Origin of the sequence: Dactylosporangium sp. NPDC051485, from assembly GCF_040682015.1 — a bacterium.
Classification (GTDB): Bacteria; Actinomycetota; Actinomycetes; order Mycobacteriales; family Micromonosporaceae; genus Dactylosporangium.
In genome coordinates this window covers 1-17,689 of record NZ_JBFAZW010000093.1, presented here as the reverse complement: position 1 = coordinate 17,689, position 17,689 = coordinate 1, and the positions used below count along the sequence as shown (strand labels likewise).

At 73.2% G+C, this 17,689-nt stretch carries 19 protein-coding genes; 17 read left to right on the top strand and 2 right to left on the bottom strand.

Features of this window, described 5'->3' with window-relative positions; genetic code table 11:
- Positions 1–113 precede the first annotated feature (113 nt).
- The 6 genes from AB0M46_RS38365 to AB0M46_RS38340 all read left to right on the top strand — a co-directional run bounded on the left by AB0M46_RS38365 (position 114) and on the right by AB0M46_RS38340 (position 7,480).
- Entirely contained in the window at positions 114–2,897 is a 2,784-nt protein-coding gene (locus AB0M46_RS38365) for an Rne/Rng family ribonuclease (RefSeq protein ID WP_363344482.1), read from the top strand.
- Between the two features lie 138 nt (positions 2,898–3,035).
- Positions 3,036–3,350 carry a 50S ribosomal protein L21 gene (gene rplU, locus AB0M46_RS38360; RefSeq protein ID WP_363344480.1) on the top strand — a complete coding sequence of 105 codons (315 nt, stop codon included), beginning with the start codon at positions 3,036–3,038 and terminating at the stop codon, positions 3,348–3,350.
- A gap of 11 nt (positions 3,351–3,361) precedes the next feature.
- Complete coding sequence (gene rpmA / locus AB0M46_RS38355; protein ID WP_363344478.1) at positions 3,362–3,619, top strand: 50S ribosomal protein L27; 258 nt, start codon at positions 3,362–3,364, stop codon at positions 3,617–3,619.
- A gap of 248 nt (positions 3,620–3,867) precedes the next feature.
- On the top strand, positions 3,868–5,322 hold the full coding sequence (gene obgE, locus AB0M46_RS38350) for a GTPase ObgE (protein WP_363344476.1): 1,455 nt from the start codon (positions 3,868–3,870) through the stop codon (positions 5,320–5,322).
- Positions 5,323–5,391: 69 nt separating this feature from the next.
- Positions 5,392–6,315 carry a GNAT family N-acetyltransferase gene (locus tag AB0M46_RS38345; RefSeq protein WP_363344474.1) on the top strand — a complete coding sequence of 308 codons (924 nt, stop codon included), beginning with the start codon at positions 5,392–5,394 and terminating at the stop codon, positions 6,313–6,315.
- Between the two features lie 16 nt (positions 6,316–6,331).
- The gene (locus tag AB0M46_RS38340; protein WP_363344473.1) at positions 6,332–7,480 is read left to right on the top strand and encodes a hypothetical protein; all 1,149 of its coding nucleotides are present in this window, start codon (positions 6,332–6,334) and stop codon (positions 7,478–7,480) included.
- Here AB0M46_RS38340 and trpS read toward each other — a convergent pair.
- The gene (gene trpS, locus AB0M46_RS38335) at positions 7,413–8,453 is read right to left on the bottom strand and encodes a tryptophan--tRNA ligase (protein ID WP_363344472.1); all 1,041 of its coding nucleotides are present in this window, start codon (positions 8,451–8,453) and stop codon (positions 7,413–7,415) included. The genes AB0M46_RS38340 and trpS overlap by 68 nt on opposite strands.
- Before the next feature lie 305 nt (positions 8,454–8,758).
- Here trpS and AB0M46_RS38330 point away from each other — a divergent pair, with 305 nt between their 5' ends.
- Positions 8,759–8,929, top strand: a complete 171-nt coding sequence (locus tag AB0M46_RS38330; protein WP_363344471.1) for a hypothetical protein — start codon at positions 8,759–8,761, stop codon at positions 8,927–8,929.
- Positions 8,926–9,477, top strand: a complete 552-nt coding sequence (locus tag AB0M46_RS38325; RefSeq protein WP_363344470.1) for a hypothetical protein — start codon at positions 8,926–8,928, stop codon at positions 9,475–9,477. Before AB0M46_RS38330 ends, AB0M46_RS38325 begins: the two co-directional genes overlap by 4 nt.
- 103 nt (positions 9,478–9,580) lie before the next feature.
- On the opposite strand, the gene AB0M46_RS38320 is transcribed toward AB0M46_RS38325, so the two are convergent.
- A complete protein-coding gene (locus tag AB0M46_RS38320; RefSeq protein WP_363344469.1) occupies positions 9,581–9,799 on the bottom strand; it encodes a DUF397 domain-containing protein in 219 nt (72 codons plus the stop codon).
- A gap of 127 nt (positions 9,800–9,926) precedes the next feature.
- Here AB0M46_RS38320 and nadD point away from each other — a divergent pair, with 127 nt between their 5' ends.
- The 9 genes from nadD to AB0M46_RS38275 form a co-directional block, all read left to right on the top strand.
- Positions 9,927–10,520 carry a nicotinate-nucleotide adenylyltransferase gene (gene nadD, locus AB0M46_RS38315; protein WP_363344467.1) on the top strand — a complete coding sequence of 198 codons (594 nt, stop codon included), beginning with the start codon at positions 9,927–9,929 and terminating at the stop codon, positions 10,518–10,520.
- An 80-nt stretch (positions 10,521–10,600) separates the two neighbouring features.
- A complete protein-coding gene (gene rsfS, locus AB0M46_RS38310) occupies positions 10,601–10,984 on the top strand; it encodes a ribosome silencing factor (RefSeq protein ID WP_363344466.1) in 384 nt (127 codons plus the stop codon).
- The gene (locus AB0M46_RS38305) at positions 10,981–11,580 is read left to right on the top strand and encodes a histidine phosphatase family protein (RefSeq protein WP_363344464.1); all 600 of its coding nucleotides are present in this window, start codon (positions 10,981–10,983) and stop codon (positions 11,578–11,580) included. Before rsfS ends, AB0M46_RS38305 begins: the two co-directional genes overlap by 4 nt.
- A 55-nt stretch (positions 11,581–11,635) precedes the next feature.
- On the top strand, positions 11,636–12,001 hold the full coding sequence (locus AB0M46_RS38300) for a hypothetical protein (protein ID WP_363344463.1): 366 nt from the start codon (positions 11,636–11,638) through the stop codon (positions 11,999–12,001).
- A 34-nt stretch (positions 12,002–12,035) separates the two neighbouring features.
- Positions 12,036–12,893: a DegV family protein gene (locus tag AB0M46_RS38295; protein ID WP_363344462.1), complete on the top strand. Its 858-nt coding sequence runs from the start codon at positions 12,036–12,038 to the stop codon at positions 12,891–12,893.
- Between the two features lie 174 nt (positions 12,894–13,067).
- Positions 13,068–13,736 (top strand): ComEA family DNA-binding protein, encoded by a 669-nt coding sequence (locus AB0M46_RS38290; protein ID WP_363344461.1) that lies wholly within the window; start codon positions 13,068–13,070, stop codon positions 13,734–13,736.
- An 8-nt stretch (positions 13,737–13,744) separates the two neighbouring features.
- Entirely contained in the window at positions 13,745–16,042 is a 2,298-nt protein-coding gene (locus AB0M46_RS38285) for a ComEC/Rec2 family competence protein (protein ID WP_363344459.1), read from the top strand.
- A gap of 163 nt (positions 16,043–16,205) precedes the next feature.
- Entirely contained in the window at positions 16,206–17,183 is a 978-nt protein-coding gene (gene holA, locus AB0M46_RS38280) for a DNA polymerase III subunit delta (protein WP_363344521.1), read from the top strand.
- Positions 17,180–17,689: hypothetical protein (locus AB0M46_RS38275; protein WP_363344457.1), on the top strand; the 510-nt coding region annotated here is incomplete at its 3' end. The genes holA and AB0M46_RS38275, both read left to right, overlap by 4 nt.

Below are 17,689 nucleotides of genomic sequence, written 5' to 3'. Positions count from 1 at the left end.
TTCGGCGGATCGTCCGCGTGAGCGGAAACCTCCGCCGGCACAACATATATGCGGTGCCCCCGTGTGGCTGCGTTGTGACGCGCCCGGGAGCGCCAGAACTGGAGAACGTCCGCATGTTCGACAACGAGTCGGCGAGCGGCGAGACCACCGGCGACGAGCCGGTGGCTGCTGCCGCAGCCAGCGAAGAGACCACTACCCCCGTGCGTCGCACCAGGCGCCGGACCACGAAGGCCGCCGCCGAGCCGGTGGCGGAGCCCGAGGCTCCGCCCGCCGTGGAGGAGCCGGCCCCTGTCAAGGCGACCACGCGCCGCCGACGGAAGGTGACGGCGGGCGAGGAACCGGGCGAATCCGGCGAGTCCGGACAGCAGGCGCTTCCGATCGAGGAGCCACCGGCCCCGGTGAAGGCCACCCGCGCCCGGCGCAGCCGCGCCAAGGTCGTCGAGGAGCCCCCGGTGGTCGAGGAGCCCCCGGTCGAGGAGCCCGTGGCCGAGGAGCCTCCCGCCGAGGAGCCGGAGCCCGTCGCCGTCGAGGAGCTCCTGGCCGACGCGGAAGAGGAGACGGCCGAGGAGCTCGAGCCCTTGGTCGAGGTCGAGGAGGAGCCGCCGCCGCCGGCCCGCCGCGGGCGCCGCGCCCCCGCGCCGGTGCAGCTGCTGTTCATGTCGCCCAGCGAGCAGATCGTCGCCCTCGAGCCGCAGGAGGCCGCCGAGGAGGAGGAGCCGGCCGGTCGCCGGCGCCGCCGCCGCGGCCGGGCCGCCGCCGAGGACGTCTTCGTCGAGGCGCCGGTCGAGGAGGCCGTCGAGGCCCCCGAAGAGGTCGAGGAGGCCGAGGAGGCCGAGGAAGGCGAAGAGGGCGAGGACGACGAGGACTTCGAGACCGCCGGGGGCCGCCGCCGTCGCCGCCGCGGCCGTCGCGGCCGGGGCCGCGGGCGCGGCACCGCCGCCGACGAGCTGGACGAGGAGGCCGCCGAGGCCGAGGGGGCCGACGAGGAGGCCGCCGCGGAGGAGGAGGCCGAGGCGTCCGCCGACGAGGACGGCGAGGACGAGGGCGAGGGCGAGGGGCTGACCCGGCGTCGTCGCCGCCGCCGGCGCAAGGGCGCGGCCGGCGACGCCGACGCGGGCGACGACCCGCACGTGGTCGTGAAGATCCGTGAGCCGCGCACCACCACCCGCGAGCGCGACGAGGTGCAGGGCGTCTCCGGCTCGACCCGGCTGGAGGCCAAGCGCCAGCGCCGCCGGGACGGCCGCGAGCAGCGCCGCACCCGTCCGCCGATCCTCAGCGAGTCCGAGTTCCTGGCCCGCCGCGAGGCCGTGGACCGCACCATGGTCATCCGGCAGAAGAACGACCGGACGCAGATCGCCGTGCTCGAGGACAAGGTGCTGGTCGAGCACTACGTCACCCGGGCCTCGTCGAGCTCCATGGTCGGCAACGTCTACCTGGGCCGGGTGCAGAACGTGCTGCCCAGCATGGAGGCGGCGTTCGTCGACATCGGCCGGGGCCGCAACGCGGTGCTCTACGCCGGCGAGGTCAACTGGGACGCCACCGGGCTGGAGGGGCGCACCCGCACCATCGAGCAGGCGCTCAAGTCCGGCGACTCGGTGCTCGTGCAGGTGACCAAGGACCCGATCGGCACCAAGGGCGCCCGCCTGACCAGCCACATCGCGCTGTCCGGGCGGCACCTGGTCTACGTGCCGCACGGCAACGCCTCCGGGATCAGCCGCAAGCTCTCCGACGTGGAGCGCAAGCGCCTGCGCGACGTGCTCAAGAACCTTGTCCCCGACGGCGCGGGTGTGATCGTGCGCACCGCGGCCGAGGGCGCCTCCGAGGACGACCTGGCCCGCGACGTCAAGCGGCTGCAGGCGCAGTGGGAGGCCATCCAGGACAAGGCCCGCAGCAGTAGCGCGCCGGCCCTGCTCTACGAGGAGCCCGAGCTGGTCGTGCGGGTCGTGCGTGACCTGTTCAACGAGGACTTCCGCGACCTGGTGATCCAGGGCAGCGATGCCTTCGAGTCGGTCGAGCCCTACCTGTCGCACGTCTCGCCGGACCTGGTGGAGCGGGTGCACCGCTACGCGGGCGCCGGCGACGTCTTCGCCGACCTGCGCATCGACGAGCAGCTGATCAAGGCGCTGGACCGGCGGGTGTTCCTGCCCTCCGGCGGCAGCCTGGTCATCGACCGCACCGAGGCGATGACCGTGATCGACGTGAACACCGGCAAGTACACCGGCGCCGGCGGCAACCTCGAGGAGACGGTCACCCGCAACAACCTCGAGGCGGCCGAGGAGATCGTCCACCAGCTGCGGCTGCGCGACCTCGGCGGCATCATCGTCATCGACTTCATCGACATGGTCCTGGAGTCCAACCGCGAGCTGGTGCTGCGCCGGCTGACCGAGTGCCTGGGCCGGGACCGGACCAAGCACCAGGTCACCGAGATCACCTCGCTCGGCCTGGTCCAGATGACCCGCAAGCGGGTCGGACAGGGGCTGTTGGAGGCCTTCAGCGAGACCTGTGAGGTGTGCAAGGGCCGCGGCCTGATCATCCACACCGAGCCGATCCCGGAGAAGCGTGGCGGCGGCGGTGGCGGTGGTGGCGGCGGGCACAACAACGCCGTGACCAAGGTCGCCTCGGCCACCACGTCGCCCGGCGTGACCACCGGCGTGGAGGAGGCCGACGTGCCCGCCCCGCGCAGCCGCCGGCGCGGCCGCCGCGGCGCCACCGCGGTCGCCGAGGAGGAGACCACCGTCGAGGCCCCGCACGTGGTCGAGGACGTCCAGGAGGAGGCGGAGTTCACGCCGATCGCCTCCGAGGACGACCCGGACAACGTCGAGGACGACGAGGAGGAAGCCGCCGGCGCCCGCCGCCGGACCCGCCGGGGTGGCGTTCGCCGCCGGACCCGGCCCTGATTTGGGGAGTACGCCAGCGATGGCGTACGCTCATCAAAGCGCACTTTCGTGTGCAGGGTCTTCGCGTGCCGTAAGGCGTCAGTAGCAGTTGAGACCCGGATCAGCCCGCCAGAGCTCTACGACAGGAGTCCGCGTCCCATGTACGCGATCGTCAAGACCGGCGGCAAGCAGTACAAGGTCGCCGAGGGCGATGTGATCGAGGTCGAGAAGCTCGCGGGCGCGCCGGGCGATGCGCTGAAGCTCTCCGCGGTCCTGCTTGTCGACGGTGAGGATCTCATCACCGATGCTGCCAAGCTTGCCAGTGCCGAGGTGACCGCCGAGGTCGTCGCGCACACCAAGGGTCCGAAGATTCGGATCCACAAGTTCAAGAACAAGACCGGCTACCACAAGCGCCAGGGTCACCGTCAGCCGCTGACCCAGGTGAAGGTCACCGGCATCTCCACCGGGAAGTAGGGCTAAGCGCCATGGCACACAAAAAGGGTGCGTCCAGCTCGCGGAACGGGCGCGACTCCGCCGCCCAGCGGCTCGGCGTGAAGCGGTTCGGCGGTCAGCTGGTCAACGCCGGCGAGATCATCATCCGCCAGCGTGGGACCAAGTTCCACCCGGGCGACCTGGTCGGCCGCGGTGGCGACGACACGCTGTTCGCGCTCGCCCACGGTCACGTGACCTTCGGCTTCAAGCGCGGCCGCAAGACCGTGAGCATCACCCCGGCCGAGGGCTGAGTTCGTTTCTTCGCGCGGCGGGCAGGGGGCATAACAGCCCCTCGCCCGCCGTTGCTGTGTTCCGGGGGTTTTGGTTCTGACCGCGACCCACGTCGAAACTGGCAGGGAGAAGCGCCAGCTTCGACCGGTTCGCCTAGTCTGGCTCGATTGGGCTTCGCTCTGATCGACCCAGACCAGGCGCTGACGGGAGCAACGGTCGTCACCACGACGGACCGGAGCCATAAACAGCTTTTTGAAAGGTGTGCACCGTGACGTCGTTCGTTGACCGGGCCGTGCTGCACGTGAGGGCCGGCGACGGCGGTCACGGCTGCGTGTCCATCCACCGGGAGAAGTTCAAGCCGTTCGGCGGCCCCGACGGCGGCGACGGCGGCCACGGTGGCAGCGTCACGCTGGTCGTGGACGCCGGCGTGCACACCCTGCTGGACTTCCACTTCCACCCGCACCAGAAGGCGCGCAACGGCAACGGCGGGGCCGGCAACCACCGCGACGGGGCCAACGGCGAGACCCTCACGCTGCGGGTGCCCGACGGCACCGTGGTGCAGAGCATCGACGGCGAGGTGCTGGCCGACCTGGTCGGCGTCGGCACCCAGTTCGAGCTGGCCCGCGGCGGCCGTGGCGGGCGGGGCAACGCGTCCCTGGCCAGCACCCGGCGCAAGGCCCCGGGCTTCGCCGAGCTGGGCGAGCCGGGCGAGACGATCGACGTCGTCCTGGAGCTCAAGAGCGTCGCCGACGTCGGGCTGGTCGGCTTCCCGTCGGCCGGCAAGTCGTCGCTGATCGCGGCCATCTCGGCGGCCCGGCCGAAGATCGCCGACTACCCGTTCACCACCCTGGTGCCCAACCTCGGCGTGGTGCAGGCCGGCGACGAGACCTTCACCGTCGCCGACGTGCCCGGGCTCATCCCCGGCGCGGCCACCGGCAAGGGCCTGGGCCTGGAGTTCCTGCGGCACATCGAGCGCACCGCCGTGCTCGCCCACGTGGTCGACACCGCGGCGCTGGAGACCGAGCGCGACCCGCTCTCCGACATCGACGCCATCGAGGCCGAGCTGGCCGCCTACGGCGGGCTGGAGGACCGGCCCCGGCTGGTCGTGCTCAACAAGATCGACGTGCCCGACGGGCGCGACCTCGCCGACATCGTCCGCCCCGAGCTCGAGGCCCGCGGCTATGCCGTGCACGTGATCAGTGCGGTCACCCACGAGGGGCTGCGCGAGCTGGTGTTCGCCCTCTCCGACGTCGTCAAGCAGCACCGGGCGGCCGCGCCGCCGCCGGAGCGGACCCGGATCATCCTGCGCCCGATCGCGGTCGACGACAGCGGCTTCACGATCCAGCGCGACGCCGAGGGCGTGTACGTGGTCAGGGGCGGCGCCCCGGAGCGCTGGGTGCGCCAGACCAACTTCGACAACGACGAGGCCGTCGGGTACCTTGCCGACCGCCTCGCCCGGCTCGGCGTCGAGGTGGGGCTGAAGAAGGCCGGCGCACAGCCCGGAGACCCGGTTCGCATTGGCGTCCATGAATTCGATTGGCAGCCGAACCTGTTCGTCGAGGAGGAGTTCGTGCCGGGCAACCGGGGCACCGACTATCGCCTCGAAGATGCGTCCAAGCGGGTCGGGGCGACCGAGCGCAAGGCCATGCGGGCGGCCCGCCGCCGGCCCTACGAGGAGCTGGAAGTCTCGCCCGGGGCCGACGACGAGGACGAGGATTTTTGATCCTCCGCGCAACGTGATTTGCCCATTCAGGGAAACATCGGGGAAATCGAGGGTGCGTACCGTCGGTCCATGCTGATCGAGCAACGCCCATCGGGCGACTCGGAGGTGATCGCGCTCGTGGTCGACCAGCAGGTCGAGCTGCGGGCGCGCGACGGTGGCCGGGAGGGCCACGTGTACGCGGTCGACCCGGCCGCCCGCTATCTGGTCGCGGTCGTCGGCGGCGACGCCGTCGCCTGCGGCGCGCTGCTCGCGATCGACATCGACACGGCCGAGGTGACCCGGCTCTACGTGCGCCCGGCGCACCGCGGCCGGGGGGTGGCCCGCCGCATGCTGGCCGCCCTGGAGGACCTCGCCGCCGCCCGCGGGCACCGCGTCGTGCGGCTCGAGGCCGGGGTGACCTCGCCCGAGGCGATCTCGCTGTTCCTCGCGGCGGGCTACCGGCCCATCGCGCGGTTCGGGGGATACGTGAAGTACGAGGCCAGCCGCTGCTTCGAGAAGCACTTCGACGACGCCGGGCGGGAGACCCGGGTGGTCCGCCGCTCGCCGGCCGACCCGGCCGTGTCGGAGCTGATCGCGCTCTCGGCCGACGAGGCCGCCGGCCGCTACGGCAGCCCCGCCGCCCGGCGCTTCCCGATCGACCCGCTGGCCAGGTTCGTGCTGGCCACGGTGGACGGGGTGGCGGCCGGCTGCGGCGCGATCCAGCCGCTGGACGACCAGACCGTCGAGATCAAGCGGATGTACGTGCGCCCGGCCTACCGGGGCAACGGCCTGGCCCGGCGCATGCTCGCCGCGCTGGAGGACCTCGCCGCGGGCTCGCACTACCTGGTGATCCGGCTGGAGACCGGGCCGCGGCAGCCCGAGTCGATCCGATTGTACGAATCAGCCGGTTACCGACCGATTCCGCCGTATGGCCCGTACGTACACAGCCCGCTCAGCCTCTGCTACGAAAAACTTGTGATTGCTCCCGAGCCCATCGCGTCTGAGCTCGCCTGAGGCTAGTGTCTGGTCGGTGGGCATCCTCGAGCGGCTGACCCGACCGGCCCGTTCACCACGGGAGCGCTTCGCCGACCAGGTGCTGGCCGAGCTGCGCAGACTCGGATTCCGGGACGCCGAATTTCGCCCGACCCAGTTCGCCATCGTGTGCGAATGCGGCCAGGACGCGTACAGCACGTTGTTTCTCTCCAAGGCGTTTTCGCGGTACCAACGCAGTCCGGGCGATCGCAAGCAGTTCGTCCGGGAGTTCGTCGCGCACAGCCTCATCCCGCCGGCCCAGCCCGAGAGCTTCGCGGAGGCGCTGCCCGAGCTGCGGCTCGCCCTGCGCCACGCGGCCAGGGGCACCCGCACGCTGCGCCGGCCGGCCCTGCCGCACCTCGACGAGGTCGTGCTCGTCGGCGAGACCCCGCTGGACATCGACAGCCCCGGCCGCTGGGGGGTGAGCCCGGAAGAGATCTTCGCCGCGGCCCACCAGCGCACGCTGGCCCGCGCCGAGCTGCCGGCCTCGGCGGGTTTCTTCGGTCCATCGGTACTGCACGTGCCCGACTACGGCGGCGAGCACCTGGTCTCCTGGGTGCTGCTGGAGGGCTGGCTGGCCGAGCTCGACGAGCAGGTCGGCGGGCGGGCGGTGGCGTTCCTGCCCAGCACGCTCATGCTGCTGGTCTGCGCCGACGAGCCGCGGCTGGTCGAGCAGCTGTTCGAGCTGGCCGGGGACGAGTACGCGCGCACGCCGCGGCCGCTGTCGCCGATGGCGTACACGACCGACGACGACGGGCGCGTGGTGCCGTTCCTGCCGCCTCGGGGGCATCCGGCGTACCCGGCCGCGGCCCGGGCGGCCCGGCGGCTCGCGGTCGACGTCGCCGAGCACCAGCGGCGGACCCTGGGCGATCCGCGGCTGGCCGGGGCCACCCTCGCCGCCCGGCCGGACGGGTCGGCGTTCACGACGGCCACCTGGGCGGTCGGGACGCCGGCGCTGCTGCCCTCCGTGGATCTGGTGGGCGTGTCCGTGCCGGGCGAGCGGGTGTTCCACGTGCCGTGGGCGCTGCTGGTCGAGGCCGACCTGTTGTTCGAGGAGGTCGCCTACCGGCCGGCTCGCTTCAGCGCGGTGGCGTCGCCGTCGCCGGCTTCGCTGGGGTACCTGCGGGAGCGCGCCGTGCGGTGGTGAGGCCCAGGGCCTCCTTGACCCGGTTCACGGTTCGCGCGGCGCGGTCCTGGGCCCGCTCGGCGCCGTCTTCCAGGACTTGTTCGATTTCTTCCGTGCCGAGCTGGTGGTACCGCTGCTGGAGCGGTTCGATGACGGCGAGGACCGCGTCGACGGCCGTGGCCTTGAGGGCGCCGTACGTTTCGTGATGCTGGGCGATCTGCTCGGCCTTGCCGCCCGTGCAGGCCGAGATCAGGTCGATCAGGTTGGCCACGCCCGGCTTGTGCTCGGGGTCGTAGACGACCTCGGTGCCGCCGTCCGTCACGGCTCGCATGATCTTGCGGCGCAGGACGTCGGGCGGGTCGAGCAGGAACAGCACGCCGTTGGTCCTCGCGCTGGTCTTGCCCATCTTGGCCGCCGGGTCGGCGAGGTCGGCCAGGCGGGCCGCGACCGGCGGGTGGACGGCCCGGGGGACGGTCAGCGCCGGGCCGTAGCGCTCGTTGAAGCGCATGGCGATGTCCCGCGCCAGTTCGACGTGCTGGCGCTGGTCGCGGCCGACCGGCACCTCCTCGATGTCGTGCAGCAGGATGTCGGCGGCCATGAGGACCGGGTAGGTGAGCAGGGACAGGCGGGTGCCGGAGCCGCCGCCCTTCTCCTTGAACTGGATCATCCGGTGCGCCTCGCCGTAGCTCGCGACGCACTCGAGCAGGTAGTGCAGCTCGGCGTGGGCGGGCAGGTCGGACTGGCGGTAGAGCAGCGTGCGGTGCGGGTCCAGGCCGGCCGCCAGCAGTAGGCCGGCGACCTGCAGGGACAGCTCGCGCAGGCGCTCGGGATCGTGCGGGACGGTCAGGGCGTGGAGGTCGGCGACGAAGGCGATCGTGGGGTGGGCGTGCTGGCCCTCGACCGTCGGGCGGATCGCGCCGACGTAGTTGCCGAGCTGCAGCGGGCCGGTGGGCTTGAAGCCCGAGATGCGGCGGTTGGCCAGGCTGTTGGACATTGCGCTCGCTCCTGTTCGGATTCTGGCCCGAGTCGAGCGTGTGCGCATACGAAGCGACCGCCCGAGACGGGCGGCCGTGGTGATATGTGGGGATATCGCGGTGCGCGAAGGATGGCCGCCCCTATGGGGCGCGCCAGCTCTGTCGATACGCGGGGCACTGCGACATGTATCCGAGGTTAGCACCCGGATAGCGGCGTTGGATGCATCGATATCGGGCAGCGGCTGGGGTTCCCGGCTGGCCCCTCCCAAGCGGCGTTTTCTGGTGTTCGCTGGAGCGGCGGGAAGGGATCACGGGGGGAGGACCTGTGCATCGATACATCGACGAGGACCGGGCCTGGCTGCGGCTGGAGTGCCCGGTGTGCCGGGGCTGGCTGGGGGTGCCGGCCGACGCGCCGCGCGGCCTCGCGGCGCAGCGGGTGGCGCGGCGGATCGACGCGTTCGCGCAGCGGCACCGGGCCTGTGGGGGGCCGCGATGATGCGGCTGCGGCAGTTCCGGCTGATGGTCGCGGGCGGGCTGCCCGACGCGGCGGCGGACGCGCTCTTCGACCGGGCGGACGACCTGTGCGTGGAGGTCAGCGCGGGCCCGGCGGCGGCGCCGGAGTTCGACGGGCTGCCGTGCGCGCTGCCGGCCGCGGACGGGGCGGTCGCCTGGGTGGCCTTCGACCGGATGGCGCCCGGGCTGGTGGACGCGGTCGTGTCGGCGGTCCGCGACCTCGACGCGGCGGGACTGGGGGTCGCGGCGGCGGCCGCCGACGACTCGCTGGTCACCGTGGAGACGGTGGCGGAGCGGCTCGGCCGGCCGGCGGAGGTGGTGCGGGCCTGGCCGCTGCCGGGCGTCGTGTTCGCGCACCCGCGGCGGCCGGTCTACGACTGGGCCGAGGTGGCCGAGTTCCTGGCGGGGCGGGCCGGGTACCGGCCGCCGGAGGAGGAGCCGACGTTCACGGCGGTGACGCTGCTGCTGCAGGTGCGCGCGCTCGCGCCGCGCCTGGAGCGGATGGGGCCGCTCCGGACACTGCTGCTCTGAGCCGCCGTCGCCGCGGGTTGTTGCGCTGCCTCGGGGCGGGCGTCAGACGTCGAACTCGCCGTCTTTGGCGCCCGCCACGAAGGCGTCCCGCTCGGGGCGGGTGTCAGACGTCGAACTCGCCGTCTTTGGCGCCCGCCACGAAGGCGTCCCACTCGGCCTGGGTGAAGACCAGGATGGGGCTGTCCGGATCGGCGCCGTTGCGTAGGCCGATGAGATCGTCGACGAACGCGACCTCGACGCGGCTGCCGTGGCTGTCGCCCGGTGCGGACTTCCACACGGCGCGGGAGCTGTCGAAGTCGCCTTTCGGATGGGGCAGCGTCATGGGCGTCACCGTACCGCCACGGGTGGCCGCGCGCGGCCCGCCCCGCCCGATCGGATGGCGGCCGGGTGTGCCCAGGGTGACGAGCGGCACGACGGCGGATGGCCGCTTCGATCATTACGATGCGGTGATGCGCGTGGGCATCATGGGCGGCACCTTTGACCCGATCCACCATGGACACCTGGTGGCGGCCAGCGAGGTCGCGGACCGGTTCGGGCTGGACGAGGTGGTGTTCGTGCCGACCGGTCAGCCCTGGCAGAAGAGCGAGTTCACGGTGAGCCCGGCCGAGGACCGGTACCTCATGACCGTCATCGCCACCGCCTCCAACCCGCGCTTCACGGTCAGCCGGGTCGACATCGACCGGGGCGGGCCGACGTACACAGTGGACACGCTGCGGGACCTGCGGGACGCGTACGGTCACGACGCCGAGCTGTTCTTCATCACCGGCGCCGACGCGCTTGGCAAGATCCTCTCGTGGAAGGACGCCGCCGACCTCTTCGAGCTGGCGCACTTCGTGGCCGTGACGCGGCCCGGCTTCGAGCTCAGCGCGTCGCACCTGCCGGACGACACGGTCAGCCTGGTGCAAGTGCCGGCCATGGCGATCTCGTCCACCGACTGCCGGCGGCGCGTGGAGGAGGGCAAGCCGGTCTGGTATTTGGTGCCGGATGGCGTGGTGCAGTACATCGCAAAGCGAGGTTTGTACCGAAAAGTCGGCAATAACTGATGCGCAAAATGTCGTACCCGCGTGAGAGGCTGGAACGAGCCCGGTGAGGTTGGCCGGGATCGTTCAACGAAGGGAGACCGGTGCCCGCCACTGAGCGTGCCCGCGAGCTGGCGCTCACCGCTGCGCAGGCAGCCGCCGACAAGAAGGCCGAAGACATCGTCATCCTCGACGTGGCCGATCAGCTGGTCATCACCGACGCGTTCCTGCTCGCCTCGGCGCCCAACGAGCGGCAGGTTCTGTCGATCGTCGACGCGATCGAGGAGCGGCTGGTGCAGCTGCCGGAGAAGGCCAAGCCGGTCCGCCGGGAGGGCGAGCGCGGCGGTCGGTGGGTGCTGCTGGACTACGTCGACATCGTGGTCCACGTGCAGCACACGGAGGAGCGGGAGTTCTACGCGCTCGATCGGTTGTGGAAGGACTGCCCGCAGATCGAGTTCGTGGACCGCGGCCTGCCGGCTTCCGCATGACGCTGCTCGTGCTCTGGCGGCACGGCCAGACCGAGTGGAACGCCGCGCACCGGATCCAAGGGCAGACCGACACCCCGCTGTCCGCGGTGGGGATCGCCCAGGCCATGGAGAGCGCGCCCCGCCTGCTCGCGCTGAAGCCCACCGTGCTGGTCGCCAGCGACCTCACCCGGGCGGCGACCACGGCCCGTGCGCTGGTCGACATCTCGGGGCTGCCGGTGACCTTCGACCCGCGGCTGCGCGAGCGCGGCTTCGGGGAGTGGGAGGGACACACCCACGCCGAGGCGACCGAGCGCTGGCCGGAGTCGTTCGCCCGCTGGCGGCGCGGCGAGGAGGTCCACGACGCCGGGGTCGAGGAGATCGACGCGGTGGCCGAGCGGATGAGCGCGGCCCTGCGGGAGACGGTCGCCGCCGCCGAGCCCGACGCCGTGATCGTGGCGGCTACGCACGGGGCCGCCGCCCGGTTCGCCGCCGTCCGGCTGCTCGGCTGGCCGATGGCGCTGGCCCCGGCGCTCGGCGCGCTGCACAACTGCCACGCCACCCACCTGCGGCACGACCCGCTGCGCGGCTGGATGCTCGAGGCCCACAACGTTGCGTAGCGGTATCGTCACATTCGCCGCGGAACCGTGGCCGGGCGACTAACGTCAAACGGTCATGAGACTTCGCATCGCCACGTTGGTCGTGCTCGCGGCGCTGGGCGGCTGCGCCTCTCAGGACGCGTCCTCGCCGGCCCTGGCCCCGCCCTCGGTCGCGCCGTCCTCGCCGGGGGCTTCCTCGGCCGCGCCCCTGGCGGGCCCGCCCTCCGGTTCGGTGATGTCGGTCCGGGGGACGCTGAAGGACGGGGTGGAGCCGGGGTGCGTGCTGCTGGCCACCGACGCCAAGACGTACCTGCTGATCGGCGGGGACCGGGCGGCGATGAAGAGTGGTCAGCAGGTGACCGTATACGGCACGCCGCAGCCCGATCTCATGACGACCTGCCAGCAGGGCACGCCGTTCAAGGTCACGAAGATCGAGCCCTGAGCGCCACCGGGCCGCAATCGGCTACGGTGCGGACATGACCGTTGCCGTGGTCACCGACTCGACCGCGTACCTTCCGCCAATGCCCATCGCCGCCCCGCGGCTCACCGTCGTGCCACTCGCCGTCGTCGTCAACGGGGTGCTGGGGCTGGAGACCGTCGACATCGACTCGGCCACGGTCGCCGACGCCCTCAACGCCCGGCGGGTCGCCGTGACCACATCGCGTCCCTCGCCGGAGGCGTTTTCCCAGGTGTACCGCGAACAGCTCGACTCCGGCGCGGACGCCGTCCTGTCGGTGCACCTGTCGGCGCGGCTCTCGGGCACGTACGACGCGGCGGTGCTGGCGGCCGAGGAGTTCGGCGACCGGGTCGAGGTCATCGACACCCAGTCGACCGGGATGGGGCTCGGCTTCCCGGCGCTGGCCGCCGCCGAGGCCGCGGCCGCCGGGGGCTCGCTCGCCCAGGTGCGGCAGGCGGCGCTCGACGCGGTGGGCCGGACCACGACGCTGTTCTACGTCGACACGCTGGAATTCCTGCGGCGCGGCGGGCGGATCGGGGCGGGGGCCGCGCTGCTGGGCACCGCGCTGTCGGTGAAGCCGATCCTGCACACCACCGATCAGGGGGTGGTGGTGCGCGAGAAGGTCCGCACGGCCGGCCGCGCGCTGGCCCGGCTGGTCGACATCGCCGTGGAAGCGTCCGGCGACGGGGACGTCGACGTCGCCGTGCACCATCTGGCCGCGCCCGACCGGGCCGACGGCTTGCTCACGACGCTGAAGGAGCGGCTCGGGGAGCGGCTGCGGGCGGCGTACCTCACCGAGGTCGGCGCCGTGGTCGGCGCGCACGTCGGGCCGGGGATGGTGGCCGTGGTGGTGCACCGGGCCGCGGCCGGCGCATAGCAGATCAACTGCCGTTCCGGCGGTTATCCACAAGGGGTCGGTTATCCACAGATCCGGGGGTCGAGGCCCGCGAGGGGCGGGCGTTCCGGCCTAACCTGCCGGGTCATGTGGCGCACTGACGAACATGATGACGACGTTCCCCGGGTCACTGCCCTGTCTTCGGAACTCTCGGACATGGGCGACGAGTACCCATGGGACGGCGCGATTCGAAGATCGGGCGAGCCGGAGAAACCGCCGCGGGCCGGGTCCTCGGCGTTCTCGGCGTTCGATCCGGGGCGGCGCGGGGTGCGGGTGCTGCTCGTGGTCGCCGGGCTGGTGGTGTGCATCTCGGCCGGGATCGTGTGGTGGTCGCGGCCCCGGGTGACGGCGGCGCCGCAGGTGAGCGCGGCCCCGGCCGCCGCCGGCTCGCCCAGCCCGGCGGCCCTGCTGGTGGTCTCCGTCACGGGCCGGGTGCAGCACCCGGGGCTGGTGCGGCTGCCGGCCGGATCGAGGGTGGCGGACGCGATCGAGGCGGCCGGCGGGGTGCTGCCCGGCGTCGATCTCACCGGCGTCAACCTCGCCCGCAAGGTCGTCGATGGCGAGATGATCGCGATCGGCGTGACCCCGCCGCCGGGGGCGGTTGCCGGCGGCCCGGGCGGCGGCCCCACCGGCGGCCCGGTCAACCTCAACACCGCGACGCTCGCCGAACTGCAGTCCCTGCCCGGGATCGGTGAGGTGCTGGCGCAGCGGATCGTGGAGTACCGCGAGGCCCACGGCGGCTTCCGGGCGGTGAGCGACCTACGGCAGGTCGAGGGGATCGGCGACGCCAAGTACCAGCAGCTCAAGAGCCGCGTGACGGTATGAACGCGGACATGCGACTGGTCGGTGCCGCGCTGGGCTGCTGGTCCGCGGCGATCGGCGCGCTCTTCGTCCCGACCGGCGCCGGCTGGGCCGTTGGGGGATCGGCCCTGCTGATTGCCGTCGCGTGGCCCTTCCTGGCCGGCCGGCATCCGGTCGGGGCCACGCGATGGGTCGTCGCGGCGGTCGCGGCCGGGGTGGCGTGCGGCGCCGCGGCCACGGCGGCGCGGATCGGGGAGCGCGACGCCGAGCCCTTGCGGGGCCTGGCGGCGCGCAATGCCCAGGTCACGGTCGAGGTGCGGATCACCGACGACCCCCGCCTCGGGCGGGCTCGCGTGGGGCGGGACGCCACCGTCGTCGTGCCGGCGCGACTGGAGTGGGTCGCGACCGGGGACGGCCGGCGGATCGCCCTGGGCGCGCGGGTGCTGGTGCTCGGGGCCGACCGCGGGTGGCTCGGGCTCCTGCCGGGCCAGCGGGCCGAGGCCGAGGGGCGGCTCGCGCCGGCCGGGGGAGGCGACCTGCGGGCGGCGCTCGTCTCGGTGCCGGGGAGGCCTCGGCCGATCGGGGCGGCGCCGTACGTGCAGCGGGCCGCCGGGGTGCTCCGGGCCGGCCTGCAGCGGGCCTGCGCGGGGCTGCCGGCCGAGCCGGGCGGGCTGCTGCCGGGCCTGGTCGTCGGGGACACCAGCCGGCTCGATCCCGCGCTCGCCGACGACTTCAAGACGACCGGGCTGACGCACCTTACGGCCGTATCCGGAGCTAACCTGGCAATTCTCATCGGGCTGGTGCTCGCGGTCGCGCGGTGGGGCCGGGCCGGGCCGCGGGTGGCGGCCGTCGTGTGCGTCGTCGCGCTGGCCGGCTTCGTGGTGCTGGTGCGTCCGTCGCCCAGCGTGCTGCGGGCCGCGGCGATGGGCGGCCTGGCGCTCGTCGCGCTGGCACTCGGGCGGCCGCGGGCGGCGGTGCCCTCGCTGGCCGCCGGGGTGCTCGGGCTGGTGGTGGTCGATCCGGAGCTGGCCGTCGACGCCGGGTTCGCGCTGTCGGTGCTCGCCACCGGCGGGCTGGTGCTGATCGCGCCCCGGTGGCGGGAGGCGCTGCAGGCCCGGGGCTGGCCGCGGGTGGCCGCCGAGGCGTTCGCGGTGCCGGCCGCGGCCCAGGCCGCCTGCGCTCCCGTCATCGTCGCGATCTCCGGCGGGGTCGGCCTGACCACCGTCCCGGCCAACCTCCTGGCGGAGCCCGCGGTCGCGCCGGCCACGATCCTGGGGATCTTCTCGGCGGTACTGTCGCCGCTCGCCCCCACCGCGGCCGCCTTCGCCGCCTGGCTCGCGTCGTGGCCGGCCCGCTGGCTGGTGCTGATCGCGCACCGGGGCGCGGACGTGCCGGCCGGGGTGCTGCCGTGGCCCTCCGGCACGGCGGGCGGGCTGCTGCTCGCGCTGCTGGTGACGGCGCTGCTGGTGGGGTTTCGCTTCCCGGCGGTACGGCGGGCAGTCCTCGTCACCACCGTCGCCGCCGTGCTCGGGGCGGTGCCGGTGCGCCTTGTCGCCGCGGGCTGGCCGCCGCCGGGCTGGCTGATCGTGGCCTGCGACGTGGGCCAGGGCGACGCGCTCGCCCTGGCGGCCGGCCCGGGCGCCGCGGTGGTCGTCGACGCGGGCCCGGACCCGGAACCGGTCGACGGCTGCCTGCGCCGCCTCGGCGTGCGTCGCGTCCCGCTGCTCGTCCTGAGCCACTTCCACGCCGACCACGTGGGCGGCCTCGACGGCGTGCTGCGCGGGCGCGCCGTCGGCGGCCTGCTCGCGCCGGACTTCGCCGAGCCGGTTGCGGCGCGGGCCGCGGTCCTCGCGCACGGCCTGCCCCGCGTGGCCGGCCCGCCGGGGGCGGCGCTGGACGTGGGCGGGGTGCACCTGGTGGTGCTCGCCCCGGTGCGCCCGCTGGCCGGCACTCGTTCGGATCCGAACAACAACTCGCTGGTGCTGGCGGTGACGACCGGTGGGGTGCGGCTGCTGCTGACCGGCGACGCGGAGACGGAGGAGCAGCTCAGCCTGCTCGCGGCGGACGATCCGGGCGTGCTGCGGGCCGAGGTCTTGAAGGTCGCCCATCACGGTTCGCCCTACCAGGATGAGGGCTTCCTGGAGGCCGTCGCGCCGCGGATCGCGCTGGTCAGCGTCGGGGCCGGCAACGACTACGGGCACCCGAGCCCGGTGCTGATGGCCCGGCTCGTGCGGGGCGGGGCGCAGGTGCTGCGTACCGACGAGCACGGAGACCTGGCGGTGCTACGGGACGGGGCCGGTCGGCTGGCGGTATCGGTGCGCAAAGAGTAGGCATTTGGCCGGATATGTCCGCCACGCCGTGACGGACATATCCGACTTTTCGGTTATCAGTGTCTCATCGAATGGCGCGGACGTTGCTCGATGCGTGGTCGCCAGACTGCGGTGTGTGACCGCGGCGGTCGAGTCCCGCGTCGGCGGCCGGATGCGTGAAACGATGGCTGGCGTGTCGAACCTTCCCCGCCTTCGCCTGGTGATCGGCGACGAAGAGCTGCTCGTCTCCCGCGCCGTCGCCGAGACCATCGCCGCCGCGCGCGCCGAGGAGCCGGACACCGAGGTGCGGCAGCGGCCCGGCGGCGAGCTCGTCGCGGGGGAACTGGCCGAGATGCTCAGCCCCTCGCTGTTCGGTGGCCGGCGGGTGCTGGTCGTGCACGACGGGCAGGACGCGAAGAAGGACGTGTCGGCGGCGCTGGTCGGTTACGCGAAGAACCCCGAGGACGACGTGGTGCTCGTGGTCACGCACGCGGGCGGGGCCAAGGGCAAGGCGCTGGCCGACGGGCTGAAGGCGGCCGGCGCCGACGTGGTGCCGGCGGCGAAGATCAGCAAGCACCGCGAGCGGGTCGACTTCGTGCGCAACGAGATCCGGCGGCAGGGCGGCAAGATCGGCGAGGACGCGGCCGAGGCACTGCTCGCCGCGGTGGGCAACGACCTGCGCGAGATCGTGGCGGCCTGCTCGCAGCTCATGGCCGACACCGGGGGTCGCATCGACGCCAAGGTCGTCGCGCAGTACTACAAGGGTCGCGCCGAGGTGTCCGGCTTCACGGTCGCCGATGCCGTGATGGTCGGCGACGTGGCGGGTGCGCTGGAGGCGCTGCGGTGGGCCCTGCACGTCGGGGTCGACCCGGTGCCGATCGCCGACGCCATCGCCGACGGGGTCCGGAGCGTGGCCCGGGTGGCCGCGGCCGGGAAGGGGAGTGCATACCAACTCGCCGGAAGTTTGGGAATGCCTCCGTGGAAGGTCGAACGCGCGCAGCGCCAAGCCCGTGGCTGGACGGCCGAGGCGCTCGTTGATGCCATGCGAGCGGCGGCAGAGTGCAATGCCGCCGTGAAGGGTGGATCTGATGACCGCGGCTATGCCCTCGAGCGGGCGGTGTTCGCAGTGGTCGCTGCGCGCGGTGGAGGAATAGGACGATGACGACGAGCAACGGGTTGGCGCACCAGGCACCGCTCTACGTGCGTGCGCTGCGGCTTCGCCACCTCCATGTGGGTGGGTTCGTGAGTTTCCTGCTCTTCGAGTGCATGATCGCCGCCGGGGTTCTCCTGGCACTGGCGGAGCTGGTCAGCTGGTGGGCCGTGCCCGTCCTCCCGGCGGTCGTGGCCACCATGGTCAAGGTCAACGACATGGTGATCGGCGGCTCCCGCCGGGCGCGCGCGAATGCCCGCGCGGCCGCCGCGGGTTCACCCGATCGAGCGTCATCCATCAGGGTGGAACCGGATGCCCGACCGGACGAGCGGGCGTCGGTTCCACGGCGTACCGCGACCGCGCTCGACCGCGCCGAGATCGCCCGCGCCGCCCGCGCCACGGGATCCGGTGCCGGCCCTTCGGACTCGCGGGCCTCGGGGTCTCGGGCCGTGGGCGCGACCGCGGGGGCCGCCGGCGGCTCCGGCGCGCGGGCCGCGGAGGCCCCGGCGGGCGCCACC